The sequence below is a fragment of the Neorhizobium sp. DAR64862/K0K3 genome, from assembly GCF_050500185.1.
Lineage (GTDB): Bacteria > Pseudomonadota > Alphaproteobacteria > Rhizobiales > Rhizobiaceae > Neorhizobium > Neorhizobium soli.
The window spans coordinates 162,630-177,560 of sequence record NZ_CP191451.1; the positions used below are offsets into that span (position 1 = coordinate 162,630).

The window sequence follows — 14,931 nt, forward strand, 5'->3', positions numbered from 1 at the left end:
TGGGACCCTGGTCAACTTCAGTGCTTCGCGCTTGTCATTGCGTATTGTCTATGGAAAGAACCGCCGAAGCAAATTCAGGAGGACAGATGGAAGACGCAATCCAGATCGACAACCGCGGCGACTTTGGCCTCTGGGCCATCGAAGTCGCTAAGCAGATTGTTGCGGCTCAGGGGTTTGATCTTGCACGTGCTGCCCGCGATGGTTCTGAGGACGACGTCCGCGCGAGTGGCAACGCTCTTGGCCAAGCCATAACCGACGCGATGATGGTGGTTTTCGACGGACTGACAGAGGGTGTCTCCGGTGAGTAAGCGACCGTCTGAAGCGGAATGCCTCTGTCGGGGGCAGTCGGTCCCGGCTTCCGCTTGCGCGGCGCTATGCTAAGCCTCCTGCGGCTGCCTCATATCCGACCGATGCATGACGAGAATTCCCGAAATCACGCCCTGTCGGTCGTCGCGATGCTGATTTCTCCGATGCTCTTCATTTTTTTGTCGGCAGGCGCTTCGCGCTGCCAAAACCTGCTCCGTCCGACGCGGCTGTCATATCTTCCCGCCGAAACCAGATGGCGCGCTCGCATCGGAGTGGCGGGTTGCCGGCCGTAAAAACGATTTGCTCATCCTCCCGCATGCGCAACACTTCATGCGGCTGGATCAGCGGCCGGGCGACCAACTGCTTTGAGCGCGTTCGAGACGAGCCGCGTGACTGGAAACTGCGGCTGACCTGATCGATCTCTACGGTCGTCACAACGCATCGACGAGAGATGTAATCGGCGGTTGCCGGATCGTTGATACGGCAAAACTGATCCAGCTTGCGCACTCGAACCATTTGCTCGACGCGTTGCGCCCATAGGTTTCACGAAGTTGGCCGATCGATTGATAGATAATTATCAGCGAGATGCCATACTTCCGGCCGGCATCTCGCGCGGTCTCCAGAATACGCATGTGGCCGAGATCCCCTCGGCTATCGAGTCGAATGATGCTTCTGAACTGAAGGTCGACCTGGTCGATCCTTGCGCCAACCTGCGAATGGGCACAGCGATGTTCGCCAAGATCCTTCGTTTCGTTGCAAAGCGGTATGGAAATCCGAGGAGCGAAGAGGTTTTCCCGCTGTTGTTCGATGACGCGATCCGCGCCTGGCGGCCGGGCAAGTTCAAGGATGAGGCCTGTTACAGGCTGAGGATACGGGTGGCGCGGTCGCGCAGCGTTGGCCGGTGGAGGCCGATGATGCTGGCGAGGACGGATATTTAGAAATGCGAGAGCAAACTCCGACCAAACCCGACGACGCTGTATCAGGATCGATCCGACTAGGATCGGAGCCCAAAAAGTGACCGGATCGAGCCGCTGTTCTAGGAACCAGTGAATTAAGGATGTTCTCAGTTTGCCGGGAGCGAATAGCGTGTGAGAACTGCCTCATCGCCCTCAATGCTGATCTCGATCACCTCGTTCAGGACTTCTTCGCCGCCTGCAACTTCCTCCAGAACGAGCGTAAACAGGTCGCGCTGCAATGCCGGAACAACCTGAGGCACGATGATGATCAATCCCGCATGGATCTCTTCATTGCTGTAGAGTTTCCTGAAATCGCGCGCGTTGTTGGTCACAAAGGTGTAGTCCTCGGCCACGATGCGCGGCATCAGATCCCAGTCTTTCTGGCCGCTCAAGCCGAGCCAATTTACGTGGAAGCCATCGTGGCCGTTGTTCTGAGCGACGGCGACAAGAGACGTATGAAGGCACTCATCAATCAGGAACTTCACGAGATCAGCTGCCGGACGACTTGCTAGCGGCCTTCAGAAGTGAGAGACGCTTTACAGATTTCACAGTCGCGCCAAGGTCGGAAAGTTTGCGGGGCCGGCCCCGTGCCGGGTGAGCGGCAGTCCAGATCTCTGCGAGTTCTACCATACGCGTAGTGAGCGAAGGATACCCGTCGACAATTTCCTCGGTGGTCGCGCCGTGGGCCTTCATGGCGGCAATCGTCCTGACCGGAACACGGGTTTTGCTGAAGACCGGTTCGCCGCGAAGGACGCCCCTTACGGATTCGATAACCCGTTCCGCTTCCCGTAGTGCCTCCGCACGCGCAGCAAGCTGTTCCCGGGCCCGGGCAACATCCACGATCAGATAATCGTCTGCTCGAACAGTATCGGCATCTGGATTCTGGTCTATGGTGTCGAACAGCCGTTGGCGAAGCTCAGCCGACAGGATCGAGCCGACACCGTACCAGAGCTTGAGCCGCAGCAAATCATCGTCGGAAAGCGCGCGCCCTTCATTTCCAGCGAGACGTCGGGCGATAATCCGTTTGTCGATTGCGTTATGCACCGACTTCACGGCAATTTCGCTGACGGCGGCTGCTTCTGCAGGCGTGTAGACGCGTGACATCTGAGCCATAATCATTCTCCTTGTGGAGAATATATAATAGCATCCGGATAGGAAGTGAAGAGGCGTTTCGATGATCTGGTGGATTGAGTGGACTCATCACATCTGACTGGCGAGGCCGGGCCATTTGCTTCAAATCCCTCTGTCCGCCATGACCAGTTCGACATGGCTCACACCCAGTGCCTGGGCAATCTCATGTAACGTAATCACGGAGGAGTTTTGCTTCACTCTTCCCCTGGCGCGGTCATAAACGTTCTGACTGACCTGTGGCGAGATCCTGCCCGAAAGTCACAGTTCAAGCCAAAGATCATGGTCGCAGGAAAGACGGATCCCCGCTTCAATTCGTAGAGCGAAACTGTGGGACGACTTGGTTTGGGAGATTGCCGAGATCATTGATGTCAGAGCGATTTTCTGGCGAGGTGTGTGCGGTCGGGTGCATCGTGCGACGGAGCAGCGCGCCTCAATGATTTCGTCCAGGCATGGCCTCAAAACCATCTACGCGAGAGGATGCAAAGTTCCGTTCCGGTAATCTCCCACATGTGGCGTTGTCTCATCCATTCGATTGAGGCTTGTAGGCGCTATGCAACGCAGCCCACTTGTCACAACCGAAGATGCCATGCCGTGCCCCTTCATCTGCCAGCTGGCATGTCCACTGCGTTCTCGATGGGGCATGTCTGACCAAAGACCGCCTCGCGATGCTCGGCTCGATCGGCATCCGCAACGGCCGGCTCGTTTTCTTCCCCTGTGCGCTGAAGCGCCCATTCCTCGCGAGACAAGAAAGCCTCTCCCTGGCCGTCCTCCACTCCGTTTCGGTCCGTTGGATGCAGGCCGATCGTCTCCGGTCCTATCGACTGCCATCGAGGCAGCGATGGACGCGGCCCGAACAACCGAAAAGGAATACGACAATGGCAACCATCGGCTCTTTCACCGCTTCCGGCAACGGCTTCTCCGGCACCATCAAGACCCTCAACCTCAACGTCAAGGCAACCATCCGCGCCGTCGAGCGCACTTCCGAAAAGGGCCCGGACTACCGCATCCTCGCCGGGGCTACGGTCGAATTCGGCGCAGCCTGGAAGAAGACCTCGAACGAAGGCCGCGACTACCTCTCGGTCAAGCTCGACGATCCGAGCTTCCCGGCCCCAATCTACGCAACGCTGATCGAGGTCGAAGGCGAGGAAGGCCTCTCCCTCATCTGGTCCCGGTCGAACCGGGACTGACACTGGATGCCCCGCCTGAAAAGGCGGGGCTCTCCACGTCAAGGATCACTTGTTCAGAGCATCCTTGAGCGCCTTGGCAGGCGCGAAGGTCAGCTTCTTCGAAGCCGCAACTGTCATCTTCTCTCCGGTCGCAGGATTGCGACCCTCACGCTCAGGCGATGCCTTCACCTTGAATTTTCCGAAGCCGGGGATCGAGGTTTCAGCGTCGGAGCCTGCGGCATCGGCGATGGCCTGGAACACGGATTCAACGATACCCTTGGCCTGAACCTTCGTCAGGCCGTTATCGGCTGCGATCTTGTCGGCGATTTCATTGGTGGTGGTCATGGAATTCCTCGCATCTTGTTGTCAAAGATAAAATCCGTGTCAGCTTCTGACTGGATTGTCATCGGTCACGATGGGGTCGAGGATCAGATCCGCTTGATGTCCACAGGTGGTTTTGGCCGATAGCCTCGTTTACGCTTCTCGCGAAGCACGTCGAGGAACAGGTTGATGGCCTGCTTCTCGTTGTCGAACAGATGCACCATCTGCTGTCCGCGCGTTCCAATCCGCCCCCAGGCACGGACAAGCGACACCTCGCCGAACAATGTCGGCTGAACGGCGAGCGCGTAGAAGCGCGCCATGTTCCTTTCCGGCGCGATACGCTCGACATAGAGGTGGTAGGGCTGCGTGATCATGCCCGTAGAATCGCGCGTTCGGAATCTGCCGTCCAATGACAGTTTTGAATCGGTCGGGCATCATCGATTCACAACAGTGATCCGCCGGCGCCCGGATCATTTGCACCAGCTCCGGCGCGATCCTTCCCACTTCCGAGCCAAGCCTTCGGCCACGAGCATATCGCCGACCGATCGTCGCTCCCGATAGACGATCCTGAGCTTGCGACCGAAGCGATCTTCATCCCTTGCGGTCGTCTTGAACGAGAGCGGACCCGAATTGAGGATGTCGAGCAGACGCTGTTTGGCGGCAAGCCCTCGCTCGCGTTCGCGCTCACATCGCGGCGGGCTGAGCTCCGGCGTGTCGATGTCGGCGATCCGGATCTTCTCGCCTCGAAACCAGAACGTATCACCATCCACCACGCAAGTGATCCGTTGCCCGCTTCCGCAGATAGAGAAGGCTTCGCTCACGCTGCTTGCACTGCTTGAAGGCTGGGCTGAGGCAACAGATGCGAGGAAGCCAATGGCTAAGGCGGATAGGCTGGCAATTGCCGTAAAAAGTCTCACTTTCATGTCTCCTCAGTATCTGTCGTCGGAGCGGCCTTATAGCTCTTCACCCCTTCCTTGATTTGCTTGTGAAACCGGTTTTCTCCGACGGACGCGCTCATGTCCTTACGTCTGAACCAGATGGCGCGACCACATCTGAGCGGCGGATTGCCTGATGTGAACACGATCTGCTCGTCCGCGCGCATGCGCAGCACCTCATGCGGCAGGATCAGTGGCCGGCGGCTGAGCTGCCGGGAACGTGAGCGCGACGATCCCCTCATCCCTGACGAGCGGTTTGTCTGGTCCACCTCGACCGTCGTATCGCCGCAGCGTTTCGAGATATAGTCGGCGGTATCAGGGTCGTTGATCGCGGCAAACGAGATCCACGACGCGGATTCGGACCACTTGCTCGTCGCGTCCCGCCCGCCATAGGCCTCGCGCATCTGGCCGATGGATTGGAAGATCATCGTCAGCGTGATGCCATATTTGCGTCCGGCGTCGCGCGCGGTCTCTAAGATGCGCAGATAGCCGAGCCTGGCGACCTCGTCGAGCAGGAAGAGCGCGCGACCTTTCACATCGCCATTACGATTGTAGATGGCATTGAGCAGCGATCCGATAACCACTCGCGCCAGTCCGGGATGGGCTTCCAGTACCTTCAGATCGAGCGCTATGAAGATGTCGGTTCCGCCCTCGGCGAGATCGTCGGTCGAGAAACTGTTGCCCGAGACGAGTGCGGCATAGTTCGGATAGGACAGCCAGTGGGTTTCCTTCACCGCGTTGGCGTACACGCCGGAAAAGGTCTCGGGTGTCATGTTGACGAAGACCGAAACGTTCTCCTTCACGAAGTCCGATTCCGACTGTCCGTAGATTTTTGTCAGGCGCGCCCGCAGCTGTGGTTCAGGCTCCGAAAGGTTCTTACGCACACGGCGCAGCGTCTGGTCTTCCTCGTCCGTGTGACCGGACAGGCAGACGTCGGCGATCAGGGCCGTCAGAAGCTGCATCGCCGACGCCCGGAAGAAATCGTCGCGTGCAGAGGCCGAGCGGGGATTGTCGGTCATAATCCACGTTGCGACGGCGACGATGTCTTCTTCTTTCGTGCTGCCATGTCGCCCGATCCAGTCGAGCGCGTTAAAGCCGACACTTGGTGCCGAGGGATCGAGAATGATCACCTTCCGGCCAGCCTTGCGGCGATGCTCCGCTACCATTGGCGCGACCTCGCTCGATGGATCGAGGACAACGAGACCGCCACCCCACTTGAGCGCGGTCGGGACCGTTACCGACGTCGTCTTGAAGCCACCGGATCCGGCGAAGACGATGCCATGCGAGGAGCCGAAAGAGCCGTCGAAGCATAGGAGCGGGCTCTTGCCTCCCTCGCCCCAAGTCGACGGATCATCGGCGCGGAACGACACAGCAGCAACGCTGTCGCGATCGACGCGATACCGTTCGCCGACGACAATGCCGCCGGGATCGGGGAAAAGTTTTGCGGCCTCCTGCACCTTCATCCAGTCGGCCTCGCCATGCACCGCTCGCCTTCCCCCAATCCGCCTTGGTGCGGCTTTGGCAAAAGCTGCGTTCCCCTTCATCGCGACGCGCAGTGCGAAGACGCCGGCGAGGAACGTTGTCGATGCGCCAAGCATCGTTGCGGGGTCCGCATATCCAAGCACGGATTGTCCTTTCGGGATGTCGCCAGCGATCCCGGCCAGGCGAACCCCCTCGCGCAGGAGAGCGATGAGGATTGCCACTCCATTTCCGCTGACGACGCCCCATCCTGCCGCCTTGATACCCGCTACGCCATTCGCCGCGAACAGAAAGATCGTGCCGATTGCAGCCGCGGTGGCATAGGGCAGCGCGAGGCCGATACGCCCGAGCATCAGCTTGGCCTGCGCGGTCTTGCCAAACGCGGCCAGCCATTGTTCGATCCCCGGCATGAAAACCACGACGACGATCATCGTCGTGGCCGGGATGGTGGCGAGGAACAGTTTACTCGCCGTCATGAGCGAACGCCTCCGCGCCTATCGCCGTGAGGCGCGAGTGCTCCGCATCGTTGCCCTTGAGGCGGCGACTGGCATCGATCAGCATGCCAAGCAGCAGAGCCCGCTTCTCGTAGCGCAGTCCTGCCTTGACGATCAGGCCTCCGAGTTCGATTTTCTCGCGCGTGTCTTTCTTGCGTGCGTCAGCCGTCATCGTGCGGGCCATCCGTTCAAGCCTCACCAGGCCCGCCCGCAGGCGCGCCGGACGCGACCGTCGCCGATGGTTCACCGCCGGTTCGACCATCCCCGGCATTTTTCCTTCCGGTTGAAGCGGCCTTGCCTCCGCGAAACCGCCCTGCAATCTCTTCGAACGCCACCTGTAGTTCGGTCTCCTCGATCTCGATCTCACCGAGACCGGCCTTCAGCGCGATCCGGCCGATGCGCTCGGCCTCGCGTGTTTCGGCTTGTCTCAGTTGATCCTGCAATTTGGCGATTTCTTCCCTGATCTTCGATGACGGTTTCTTCATTCCGGTCGCATCTCCCTGGAAATCTTGGGCGTCTGTTCCGTTGCAAGATTTCCTCAAAAGCACTTCCGAAGGAATGTGCAGATCTGCACGTCGGCAAAGCCGACACTTTGGAGGATGATCCCGCCGTTCCGAAGGAGCGGATCCAAGGGCGCAATTATACGTCGCTGATGCGACGTGCTTGCCCACGGCCCTGGCGGGGCCGTCGTAAGGTTGCCGCTCGACCTGGCTGCTCTTTGGGAACGAGGTTCGAACCGGGAGTGTTTTACGCCGTGGCCATCGCCCACTTCTCAGCCAGCATCGTCAGCCGCGGCGGCGGCCGCAGCGTGGTGCTGTCTGCGGCCTACCGGCACTGCGCGAAGATGGAATATGAGCGCGAGGCCCGTACCATCGACTACACCCGTAAACAGGGGCTCCTGCACGAGGAGTTCGTCTTGCCTGCCGATGCCCCGAAATGGGTGCGCGCGTTGATCGCCGATCGCTCGGTATCGGGAGCGGTCGAAGCCTTCTGGAACAAGGTCGAGGCGTTCGAAAAGCGCGCCGATGCGCAGCTTGCCCGGGACCTGACAATCGCGCTTCCGCTGGAGCTCACCTCGGAGCAGAACATCGCCCTGGTCAGGGATTTCGCGGAAAAGCATATCCTCGCCAAGGGCATGGTGGCCGACTGGGTTTACCATGACAATCCCGGCAACCCGCATATCCACCTGATGACCACATTGCGTCCGCTGACCGAGGAGGGGTTCGGATCGAAGAAGGTGGCGGTCATTGGCGAGGACGGCCAGCCCGTCCGCACGAAGTCTGGGAAAATCCTCTATCAGCTCTGGGCCGGGTCGATGGATGACTTCAACGCCCTGCGCGATGGATGGTTCGAGCGGCTGAACCATCACCTGGCGCTTGGCGGCATCGATCTCGAGATCGATGGTCGGTCCTACGAAAAGCAAGGCATCGAGCTCGAGCCGACCATCCATCTCGGCGTTGGCGCCAAGGCGATCGAGCGCAAGGCGCAGGAGCAGGGCGTCCGGCCAGAGCTTGAGCGCATCGAATTGAACGAAGAGCGGCGGAGCGAGAATGCCCGCCGTATTCTTCGCAATCCGGGCATCGTGGTTGATCTTATCACCCGCGAGAAGAGCGTCTTCGATGAGCGCGATGTCGCCAAGGTTCTGCATCGCTATATCGATGACCCGGCTGTCTTCCAGCAACTGATGTTACGCATCATCCTGAACCCCGAGGTTCTCCGGCTGCAGCGTGACACGATCGCGTTCGCAACCGGAGAAAAGGTGCCGGCCCGTTATTCGACCCGGGCGATGATCCGGCTGGAAGCGACAATGGTGCGACAGGCGTTGTGGCTGTCGAACCGGGACGGCCATGCTGTCTCTGAAGCTGCTCTGGACGCAACGTTCCGGCGGCATGAGCGGTTGTCGCAGGAGCAGAAAGCGGCGATCGAGCGGATCGCCGGTCCCGCCCGGATCGCAGCGGTGGTTGGACGCGCCGGCGCCGGCAAAACCACGATGATGAAGGCTGCCCGCGAGGCGTGGGAACTGGCTGGATATCGTGTCGTCGGCGGAGCGCTTGCCGGCAAGGCAGCCGAGGGCCTGGAGAAGGAAGCCGGCATCGAAAGCCGGACGCTCGCGTCGTGGGAACTGCGCTGGAATCGGAGCCGTGACATTCTAGATGACAAAACCGTCTTCGTCATGGACGAGGCCGGCATGGTCGCCTCAAAAAAGATGGCCGGCTTTGTCGATGCCGTCGTCAGGGCGGGCGCCAAGATCGTTCTGGTCGGCGATCCCGAACAGCTCCAGCCGATCGAGGCGGGGGCTGCCTTCCGCGCCATCGTTGACCGCATCGGTTATGCCGAACTCGAGACAATCTATCGCCAGCGCGAGGACTGGATGCGCAGGGCATCGCTCGATCTGGCGAGGGGCAATGTGGAAAAGGCGCTGGACGCTTACGAGGCCAATACGAGGATCACGGGAACGCGCCTCAAGGCCGAAGCGGTCGAACGGCTGATCGGTGACTGGAACCACGATTACGATCAGACGAAGACAACGTTGATCCTCGCGCATCTTCGCCGTGACGTGCGCATGCTCAACGTCATGGCCCGCGAAAAACTCGTCGAACGCGGTATTGTCGGTGAGGGCCATGTCTTCAAAACGGCTGACGGTGTCAGGCAGTTCGACGCGGGCGACCAGATCGTTTTCCTGAAGAACGAAGGATCGCTCGGCGTCAAGAACGGCATGATCGCTCATGTCATTGAGGCCGCACCGAACAGGATCGTTGCTGTCGTCGGAGAGGGTGATCAGCGCCGGCAGTTCATCGTCGAGCAACGCTCCTATAGCAATCTCGATCATGGTTACGCCACAACGATCCACAAAAGCCAAGGCGCGACCGTCGACCGCGTGAAGGTGTTGGCAAGCCTCTCGCTGGACCGGCATCTGACCTATGTGGCGATGACCCGCCATCGCGAGGACTTGCAGCTTTACTACGGACGCCGGTCCTTCGCCTTCAACAGCGGCCTGGCCAAGGTACTCTCCCGAAAGAATGCCAAGGAGACCACGCTCGATTACGAGCGCGGAAAGCTCTACCGCGAGGCGCTGCGGTTTGCGGAAAGCCGCGGGCTCAACATGGTCCAGGTGGACCGCACGCTCGTGCGCGACCGGCTCGACTGGACGCTGCGCCAGAAGACGAAATTGGTCGAGCTTGGCCAGCGCCTCGCAGTCTTTGCAGAGCGTCTCGGTCTGCACCATCCCCCAAAAACCCAAACGATGAAGGAGGCCGCGCCCATGGTTGCAGGCATCAAGACATTCCCTGGTTCTGTTGCCGATACGGTGGAGAACAAGCTCGACACCGATCCAGCCCTTAGGAAACAATGGGAAGAGGTCTCGACCCGCTTCGCTTATGTGTTCGCCGACCCCGAGACCGCCTTCCGGGCGATGAACTTCGATGCGGTGCTAGTGGATAAGGAAACGGCGAAACTGGCGCTTCAGACGTTGACGACCGCCCCGGCGTCGATCGGACCGCTGAAGGGCAAGACCGGCATTCTTGCCAGCAAGACTGAGCGCGAGGACCGTCGCGTTGCAGACCTCAATGTTCCGGCCCTGAAGCGCGATCTTGAGCAGTATCTGAGGATGCGCGAGACCGCCGTGCAGCGGCTGAAGGCGGATGAACAGGTATTGCGTCAGCGCGTATCGATCGACATCCCGGCGCTCTCGCCGGCAGCACATGTGGTGCTGGAGCGCGTGCGTGATGCGATCGACCGCAATGATCTGCCGGCGGCCATGGCCTATGCACTGAGCAATCGGGAAACCAAACTGGAAATTGACGGGTTCAACCAGGCCGTCACCGAACGCTTCGGCGAGCGTACCCTGCTCACCAATGCCGCGCGCGAACCCTCCGGAAAGCTCTTCGACAAACTCTCCGAAGGGATGCAGCCCGAGCAGAAGGAGCGTCTGACAGAGGCCTGGCCGATCATGCGCGCGTCCCAGCAGCTCGCCGCGCACGAGCGCACCGTCCAGACCCTGCGGCAGGCCGAGGATTTGCGTCTCGCCCCGCGCCAGACGCCGGTGATGAAGCAATGAGGGGGCGGCTTCTCCTGTTCCTGGCCGGCGCGGGCGGGGCGATCGCCGCACTAGTGGCAGTCGCCTATATGGGCGACTTTCGGTTGAACCTGACACCGAGCGAGCCGCTTGGGCTCTGGCGTATCGTAGCCCTGCGGCGTCCGGTCGAAACTGGCGATCTCGTGTTCATTTGCCCACCGGTGACCGCGCCATTCGAGGAGGCACGACGCCGCGGCTATGTCAGGCGTGGCCTCTGCCCCGGTGGCTTTGCGCCGCTGATCAAGACGGTGGCGGCACTTCCCGGACAGCACATTAAAATCGGCGCGAATGTCACTGTCGACGGCAAGCCTCTCGCCTCATCGATCGTTCGAGCGAGCGATGGAGAAGGCAGGCCGATCACACCGTTCAAAACCGGCATCGTGCCACTGAGAAATCTGTTTCTTCACTCATCCTTTGCGAGCTCCTATGATAGTCGGTACTTCGGGCCGGTTCCCGATACGGGCCTTCTCGGCCTGGCGCGCCCGGTCCTCACTTTCGAACCGTAACTTGCAGCTAACCTGCCTGCTCATCGCCGTATCCGTCGCTTGCGGCTGGACTGCCTGGAGCGGTCATGTGCTGGCGCTTCCTGTTGCTGTGTTGTTTCCGGCGCTATGGGCGATGTCGCGGTCGCGGCTGACGGCGGTGCTCGTGTCCGCCGGATATTTTCTGGCTGCCTCGCGTGCGCTGCCGCAGGGCGTCGCCAACTTCTATGCCGCCGATCTCTGGCCTGGGCTTCTGCTCTGGACAGCAGCGTCGCTCTCCTTCGCCGGCGTCCATGCGGTGCTCTGGAAGGCGCGACCGGAAGTCAAGTCTCCGGGAGTAGGTCGAACGGTAATGGCAATGGCGGCGCGCTATTTGGCGGCGGCAATGCTTATGGGACTACCGCCCTTCGGCATAATTGGCTGGGCACATCCGCTGATCGCTGCAGGTGTGCTCTTTCCGGGATGGGGATGGTGGGGGCTGGTCGCGATGACAGCCGGCCTCGCGATGATGACGTCGCGATATTGGCCGGCTGTCGCCATCGTCCTGGGAGGATTCTGGCTCTGGTCCACTGCCACGTGGACATCACCGAATCAACCCGAGGGATGGAAGGGCGTCGATCTCGAACAGGGCTCGAGCCTCGGACGAGACGGCTCGCTCGACTATCACCGTGACCTGATCGCAACGGTGCGCGCGGCGGCCTTGGCGAAAACCCGGTTCATCGTTCTTCCCGAAAGTGCACTGGGCTTCTGGACGCCGACCGTCGCGAGGCTCTGGAGCCAAGGCTTGCAAGGCTCGGAGGTAACTGTGATCGCCGGCGCCGCCGCCATCGATCCGGGCGGCTACGATAATGTCATGGTGGAGGTTTCGGCTTACGAGGCACGAATTCTCTATCGCGAACGCATGCCGGTCCCGGTGTCCATGTGGCAGCCATGGCGGGCATGGACCGGGCATGGTGGTGGAGCCCGCGCCAACCTCTTCGGAAATCCGACCGTAGATATCGACGGCCAGAAGGTCGCCGCGCTGATCTGCTACGAACAGCTCCTCCTTTGGCCGGTCCTGCAGTCGATGCTGCATTCCTCCACCGCAATCGTTGCCCCGGGCAACGGATGGTGGACCGCGGGAACGTCGATCGTCGCTGTTCAAAACGTGAGCGTGATGGCCTGGGCAAAGCTGTTCGGACTGCCCGTCGTCACGGCGTTCAATACATAAGGAGATATTCGCGATGGTCGATGCCGCCCTCATCAACGAATGCAGCGATCCCGGCCTGAAGCCGGCGATCGTAGAACAGTTCATCGAGCGGGCGGGGGCACCGGACCCGCTCGCAGTCACGGTCCGCTCCGGAAACCGCGTCATACTGGTGCCCAGGCCGAAGACGGCGGACGAGGCGTTGGCGCTGATCCGAGACAACCTCGGTCGCAACACCGTGCGTGTCGGCATCACGCAATATCCCGCCGGGCTCGGCATCGTGGAGGCGGGTCAGTTGAAGCCGGACCTGGTCGATGCTTGCGAGAACATTCGCCTGGGGACTGCACTCTTCGCCAAGGTTTATCGGATCATCACCAAATGGTATGGGAATCCGACCGAGAGGCAAGTCCTGCCGCAAGTGTTCGACGATACGATCATCGCTTGGCAGACGGGATATTTCGAGGGAACGGCTGTGTTTCGAGCGGGAGACCCCCGCGATGTAGAACTCGCCCAGCCGGAGCCCGCGCGCCGCGATGGCTCAGAAGCGCAAGTCGAACTTGCGGAGAATGAAGCCACGGCGGAAGAACTAGCCGAAGCTTCGGCGTCCGATCCCAACAAAGCAGGGATCAGGATCGACCTGTCGGGTATTGGTTCAAAATGACTTCGCCGCATCTGCAGATCTGCACGGCAATTGTTCGGCCATTGCCCTAGCGAAAACGACTTTCGCCCGATATAAGCGTGGGTAGGGCAGTACGCGCTGTCCCGGGGTGTGGAAACCTCTATCTGGTGGTTGGTGCTGGCCGTTGCAGCATCAGAATCCTCTGACCATGTGGCCGGGGGCCTGTGACGTATGTCCAGGCTCCGGCTAAAGGTCGCAGGACTGTCCAGATACAGTTTCCAACCCCCGGCTTGGGATCAGAGATTAACGTTTGCGGGGGCGCACCGCAGACTACACTCAAGGGTTGGACCACCAATGGATTTGAAACATTCAGCAGTATCGGACACAACTGAACTGCGCCCGGTGATCGGGTTAACGAATGGCCTCGCACCGGCAGACGTGGAAACGTTGACGGTCAACGCCATTCGGCTGCACAGGCAACTTCTGGACAAAGCGGATCAGCTGTTCCAGGCTTTGCCGGAGGAGCACAGGACGGCAAAAGTCACAGGTGGCCTTCAGCATCTCGAATACATCGAAGCAATGATCGAGATGCATGCACAGATGAGCGCGCTTAACACGCTCCTAGGAGTGCTTGGGTATATCCCAAAGATGGCCACGAACTGATCTGGCTTTTTGGGACACGTCTGGTGCGCCGATAGATCGAGCCAAGGCGGTCGGGGCGCTTTCACATCAGCTTTCTGCGAATTGCAAGCGCAGTGAGATGTGCCTTGCTCCGGACATCGAAGCGTTTCATAGCCTCGCGAAGCTTCACACGGACGGTGTTGTACTTCACACCTTCTACATCAGCAATTTCCTCCATAGTCATGCCCACGGCGATCCATCTAAGATAGGTCGCCTCTTTAGGGTCGAGCCAGGCCGCATCTTCCACAGTCGGAGTCGTTTGAAGGAACGAGATGCGGGCGTGGAGTTGTCCGACGACAGCGGCTGCTGCGACCGGGTCGATCTCCCGGTCGAGATAGATTGCTGGCCTTTCCGACGCCAAGGTGAACATCGACATAGAGCCGTTGGCGGTATTGATCGGAACGGTGACCCCGGAGCGGATGCCGAAATCGGCAGCATGCGCATAGAAGGCACGCTCTTCCTTCGATTGCTTCGCGCGATCCTGCTCCCCAGACCAAGCAAAAACTTGCTTTCTGGATTTCGCGCGTTTGACGACCGGATCGAGCTTGTCGAAGTTCTTCTGGAAATACGTCGACCGCCACTCGCGATGATAATTGGTGATTGCGATTGTATGCTTGTGCTGGATATGGAGATAGGCGTAGCCGGTATAGCCGAAATGCTCGGTAAGGTCTGCAAGACCTCGTGTAAGGATGCATTCGTCGCCTTTGATCGCCGCGAGATCTGTCAGCTTATCCAGCCAGTGCTGCATTTTTTACTCCGTTTTGGTGGTCAGGTGGAACAGATCACGTGAGCCCCTCGACCTTTTCTATAATATGCGCTCATATACAACTATAGATTGCATTAGCATAATTATGGAACAGGAGTTTGCATCGGCGATCGCAAAAACACCGAATAGAAAGGCATTTCGGCAGGCGTCCAGCAGCAACGCGAGCGTCTACCTAAACTTAAGATGAGCCTGAAAACCGTCCACATCCTCTGTCGTCGCGAGATTGTTAAGGCAACTTTGGGGGAAGTTGCAAAATGGCTGTTCAGTGACTTTTTGGATTGTCACGTCGCCGATTTGGTGGACTTTGCTTTCATGAGTCATGATGGCCTCGTTT

The 14,931-nt window shown here is 59.7% G+C and carries 17 protein-coding genes and 2 pseudogenes; 8 read left to right on the plus strand and 11 right to left on the minus strand.

Annotated features, from left to right (window positions below; genetic code table 11):
• Positions 1-86: 86 nt before the first annotated feature.
• Positions 87-308 (plus strand): hypothetical protein, encoded by a 222-nt coding sequence (locus ACQY1L_RS24330; RefSeq protein ID WP_430246286.1) that lies wholly within the window; start codon positions 87-89, stop codon positions 306-308.
• Positions 309-433: 125 nt separating this feature from the next.
• Here the strand turns inward: ACQY1L_RS24330 and ACQY1L_RS24335 are convergent.
• A pseudogene (locus ACQY1L_RS24335) lies at positions 434-947 on the minus strand (type IV secretory system conjugative DNA transfer family protein); the annotation flags it as partial.
• Here ACQY1L_RS24335 and ACQY1L_RS24340 point away from each other — a divergent pair.
• Entirely contained in the window at positions 948-1,244 is a 297-nt protein-coding gene (locus ACQY1L_RS24340) for a hypothetical protein (RefSeq protein ID WP_430246382.1), read from the plus strand. It begins immediately after the preceding pseudogene.
• Positions 1,245-1,369: 125 nt separating this feature from the next.
• Here the strand turns inward: ACQY1L_RS24340 and ACQY1L_RS24345 are convergent, their stop codons facing one another.
• The 3 genes and pseudogenes from ACQY1L_RS24345 to ACQY1L_RS24355 form a co-directional block, all read right to left on the minus strand.
• Entirely contained in the window at positions 1,370-1,747 is a 378-nt protein-coding gene (locus ACQY1L_RS24345) for a DUF5615 family PIN-like protein (protein WP_430246284.1), read from the minus strand.
• A gap of 4 nt (positions 1,748-1,751) precedes the next feature.
• Positions 1,752-2,375, minus strand: coding sequence for a DUF433 domain-containing protein (locus ACQY1L_RS24350; RefSeq protein ID WP_430246282.1), 624 nt, complete (start codon positions 2,373-2,375; stop codon positions 1,752-1,754).
• 218 nt (positions 2,376-2,593) lie between these two features.
• Positions 2,594-2,763: pseudogene (locus tag ACQY1L_RS24355) on the minus strand (IncP-type conjugal transfer protein TrbI); the annotation flags it as partial.
• 505 nt (positions 2,764-3,268) lie between these two features.
• Here ACQY1L_RS24355 and ACQY1L_RS24360 point away from each other — a divergent pair.
• The gene (locus ACQY1L_RS24360; RefSeq protein WP_041699667.1) at positions 3,269-3,580 is read left to right on the plus strand and encodes a DUF736 domain-containing protein; all 312 of its coding nucleotides are present in this window, start codon (positions 3,269-3,271) and stop codon (positions 3,578-3,580) included.
• Positions 3,581-3,625: 45 nt separating this feature from the next.
• On the opposite strand, the gene ACQY1L_RS24365 is transcribed toward ACQY1L_RS24360, so the two are convergent.
• The 6 genes from ACQY1L_RS24365 to traC all read right to left on the minus strand — a co-directional run bounded on the left by ACQY1L_RS24365 (position 3,626) and on the right by traC (position 7,273).
• Positions 3,626-3,904 carry an HU family DNA-binding protein gene (locus tag ACQY1L_RS24365; RefSeq protein WP_003518435.1) on the minus strand — a complete coding sequence of 93 codons (279 nt, stop codon included), beginning with the start codon at positions 3,902-3,904 and terminating at the stop codon, positions 3,626-3,628.
• Positions 3,905-3,987: 83 nt separating this feature from the next.
• Complete coding sequence (locus ACQY1L_RS24370) at positions 3,988-4,254, minus strand: WGR domain-containing protein (RefSeq protein ID WP_430246279.1); 267 nt, start codon at positions 4,252-4,254, stop codon at positions 3,988-3,990.
• Positions 4,255-4,350: 96 nt separating this feature from the next.
• The gene (locus tag ACQY1L_RS24375; RefSeq protein WP_430246277.1) at positions 4,351-4,803 is read right to left on the minus strand and encodes a thermonuclease family protein; all 453 of its coding nucleotides are present in this window, start codon (positions 4,801-4,803) and stop codon (positions 4,351-4,353) included.
• The gene (gene traG / locus ACQY1L_RS24380) at positions 4,800-6,770 is read right to left on the minus strand and encodes a Ti-type conjugative transfer system protein TraG (protein WP_430246275.1); all 1,971 of its coding nucleotides are present in this window, start codon (positions 6,768-6,770) and stop codon (positions 4,800-4,802) included. The genes ACQY1L_RS24375 and traG overlap by 4 nt, the downstream gene beginning before the upstream one ends.
• Entirely contained in the window at positions 6,757-6,972 is a 216-nt protein-coding gene (gene traD / locus ACQY1L_RS24385) for a type IV conjugative transfer system coupling protein TraD (RefSeq protein ID WP_430246273.1), read from the minus strand. The genes traG and traD overlap by 14 nt, the downstream gene beginning before the upstream one ends.
• Positions 6,973-6,976: 4 nt before the next feature.
• A complete protein-coding gene (traC, locus tag ACQY1L_RS24390; RefSeq protein ID WP_430246270.1) occupies positions 6,977-7,273 on the minus strand; it encodes a conjugal transfer protein TraC in 297 nt (98 codons plus the stop codon).
• Between the two features lie 269 nt (positions 7,274-7,542).
• Here traC and traA point away from each other — a divergent pair, with 269 nt between their 5' ends.
• The 5 genes from traA to ACQY1L_RS24415 all read left to right on the plus strand — a co-directional run bounded on the left by traA (position 7,543) and on the right by ACQY1L_RS24415 (position 13,813).
• Entirely contained in the window at positions 7,543-10,845 is a 3,303-nt protein-coding gene (traA, locus tag ACQY1L_RS24395) for a Ti-type conjugative transfer relaxase TraA (protein ID WP_430246268.1), read from the plus strand.
• A complete protein-coding gene (traF, locus tag ACQY1L_RS24400) occupies positions 10,842-11,369 on the plus strand; it encodes a conjugative transfer signal peptidase TraF (protein ID WP_430246265.1) in 528 nt (175 codons plus the stop codon). Before traA ends, traF begins: the two co-directional genes overlap by 4 nt.
• Positions 11,370-11,385: 16 nt before the next feature.
• Complete coding sequence (locus ACQY1L_RS24405; RefSeq protein ID WP_430246380.1) at positions 11,386-12,555, plus strand: conjugal transfer protein TraB; 1,170 nt, start codon at positions 11,386-11,388, stop codon at positions 12,553-12,555.
• 13 nt (positions 12,556-12,568) lie between these two features.
• Positions 12,569-13,192 carry a TraH family protein gene (locus tag ACQY1L_RS24410; protein WP_430246263.1) on the plus strand — a complete coding sequence of 208 codons (624 nt, stop codon included), beginning with the start codon at positions 12,569-12,571 and terminating at the stop codon, positions 13,190-13,192.
• Between the two features lie 312 nt (positions 13,193-13,504).
• A complete protein-coding gene (locus tag ACQY1L_RS24415) occupies positions 13,505-13,813 on the plus strand; it encodes a transcriptional repressor TraM (RefSeq protein WP_430246261.1) in 309 nt (102 codons plus the stop codon).
• Between the two features lie 61 nt (positions 13,814-13,874).
• On the opposite strand, the gene traR is transcribed toward ACQY1L_RS24415, so the two are convergent.
• Positions 13,875-14,579 carry an autoinducer-binding transcriptional regulator TraR gene (gene traR, locus ACQY1L_RS24420; RefSeq protein WP_430246259.1) on the minus strand — a complete coding sequence of 235 codons (705 nt, stop codon included), beginning with the start codon at positions 14,577-14,579 and terminating at the stop codon, positions 13,875-13,877.
• Between the last annotated feature and the right edge of the window lie 352 nt (positions 14,580-14,931).

Coding starts and splice junctions, on each gene's coding strand:
- traR (WP_430246259.1), bottom strand. CDS start 14,579: ATGCAGCACTGGCTGGATAAGCTGACAGATCTCGCGGCGATCAAAGGC.
- ACQY1L_RS24350 (WP_430246282.1), bottom strand. CDS start 2,375: ATGGCTCAGATGTCACGCGTCTACACGCCTGCAGAAGCAGCCGCCGTC.
- ACQY1L_RS24360 (WP_041699667.1), top strand. CDS start 3,269: ATGGCAACCATCGGCTCTTTCACCGCTTCCGGCAACGGCTTCTCCGGC.
- ACQY1L_RS24330 (WP_430246286.1), top strand. CDS start 87: ATGGAAGACGCAATCCAGATCGACAACCGCGGCGACTTTGGCCTCTGG.
- traC (WP_430246270.1), bottom strand. CDS start 7,273: ATGAAGAAACCGTCATCGAAGATCAGGGAAGAAATCGCCAAATTGCAG.
- ACQY1L_RS24370 (WP_430246279.1), bottom strand. CDS start 4,254: ATGATCACGCAGCCCTACCACCTCTATGTCGAGCGTATCGCGCCGGAA.
- ACQY1L_RS24415 (WP_430246261.1), top strand. CDS start 13,505: ATGGATTTGAAACATTCAGCAGTATCGGACACAACTGAACTGCGCCCG.
- traF (WP_430246265.1), top strand. CDS start 10,842: ATGAGGGGGCGGCTTCTCCTGTTCCTGGCCGGCGCGGGCGGGGCGATC.
- ACQY1L_RS24365 (WP_003518435.1), bottom strand. CDS start 3,904: ATGACCACCACCAATGAAATCGCCGACAAGATCGCAGCCGATAACGGC.
- ACQY1L_RS24410 (WP_430246263.1), top strand. CDS start 12,569: ATGGTCGATGCCGCCCTCATCAACGAATGCAGCGATCCCGGCCTGAAG.
- traD (WP_430246273.1), bottom strand. CDS start 6,972: ATGGCCCGCACGATGACGGCTGACGCACGCAAGAAAGACACGCGCGAG.
- ACQY1L_RS24375 (WP_430246277.1), bottom strand. CDS start 4,803: ATGAAAGTGAGACTTTTTACGGCAATTGCCAGCCTATCCGCCTTAGCC.
- traG (WP_430246275.1), bottom strand. CDS start 6,770: ATGACGGCGAGTAAACTGTTCCTCGCCACCATCCCGGCCACGACGATG.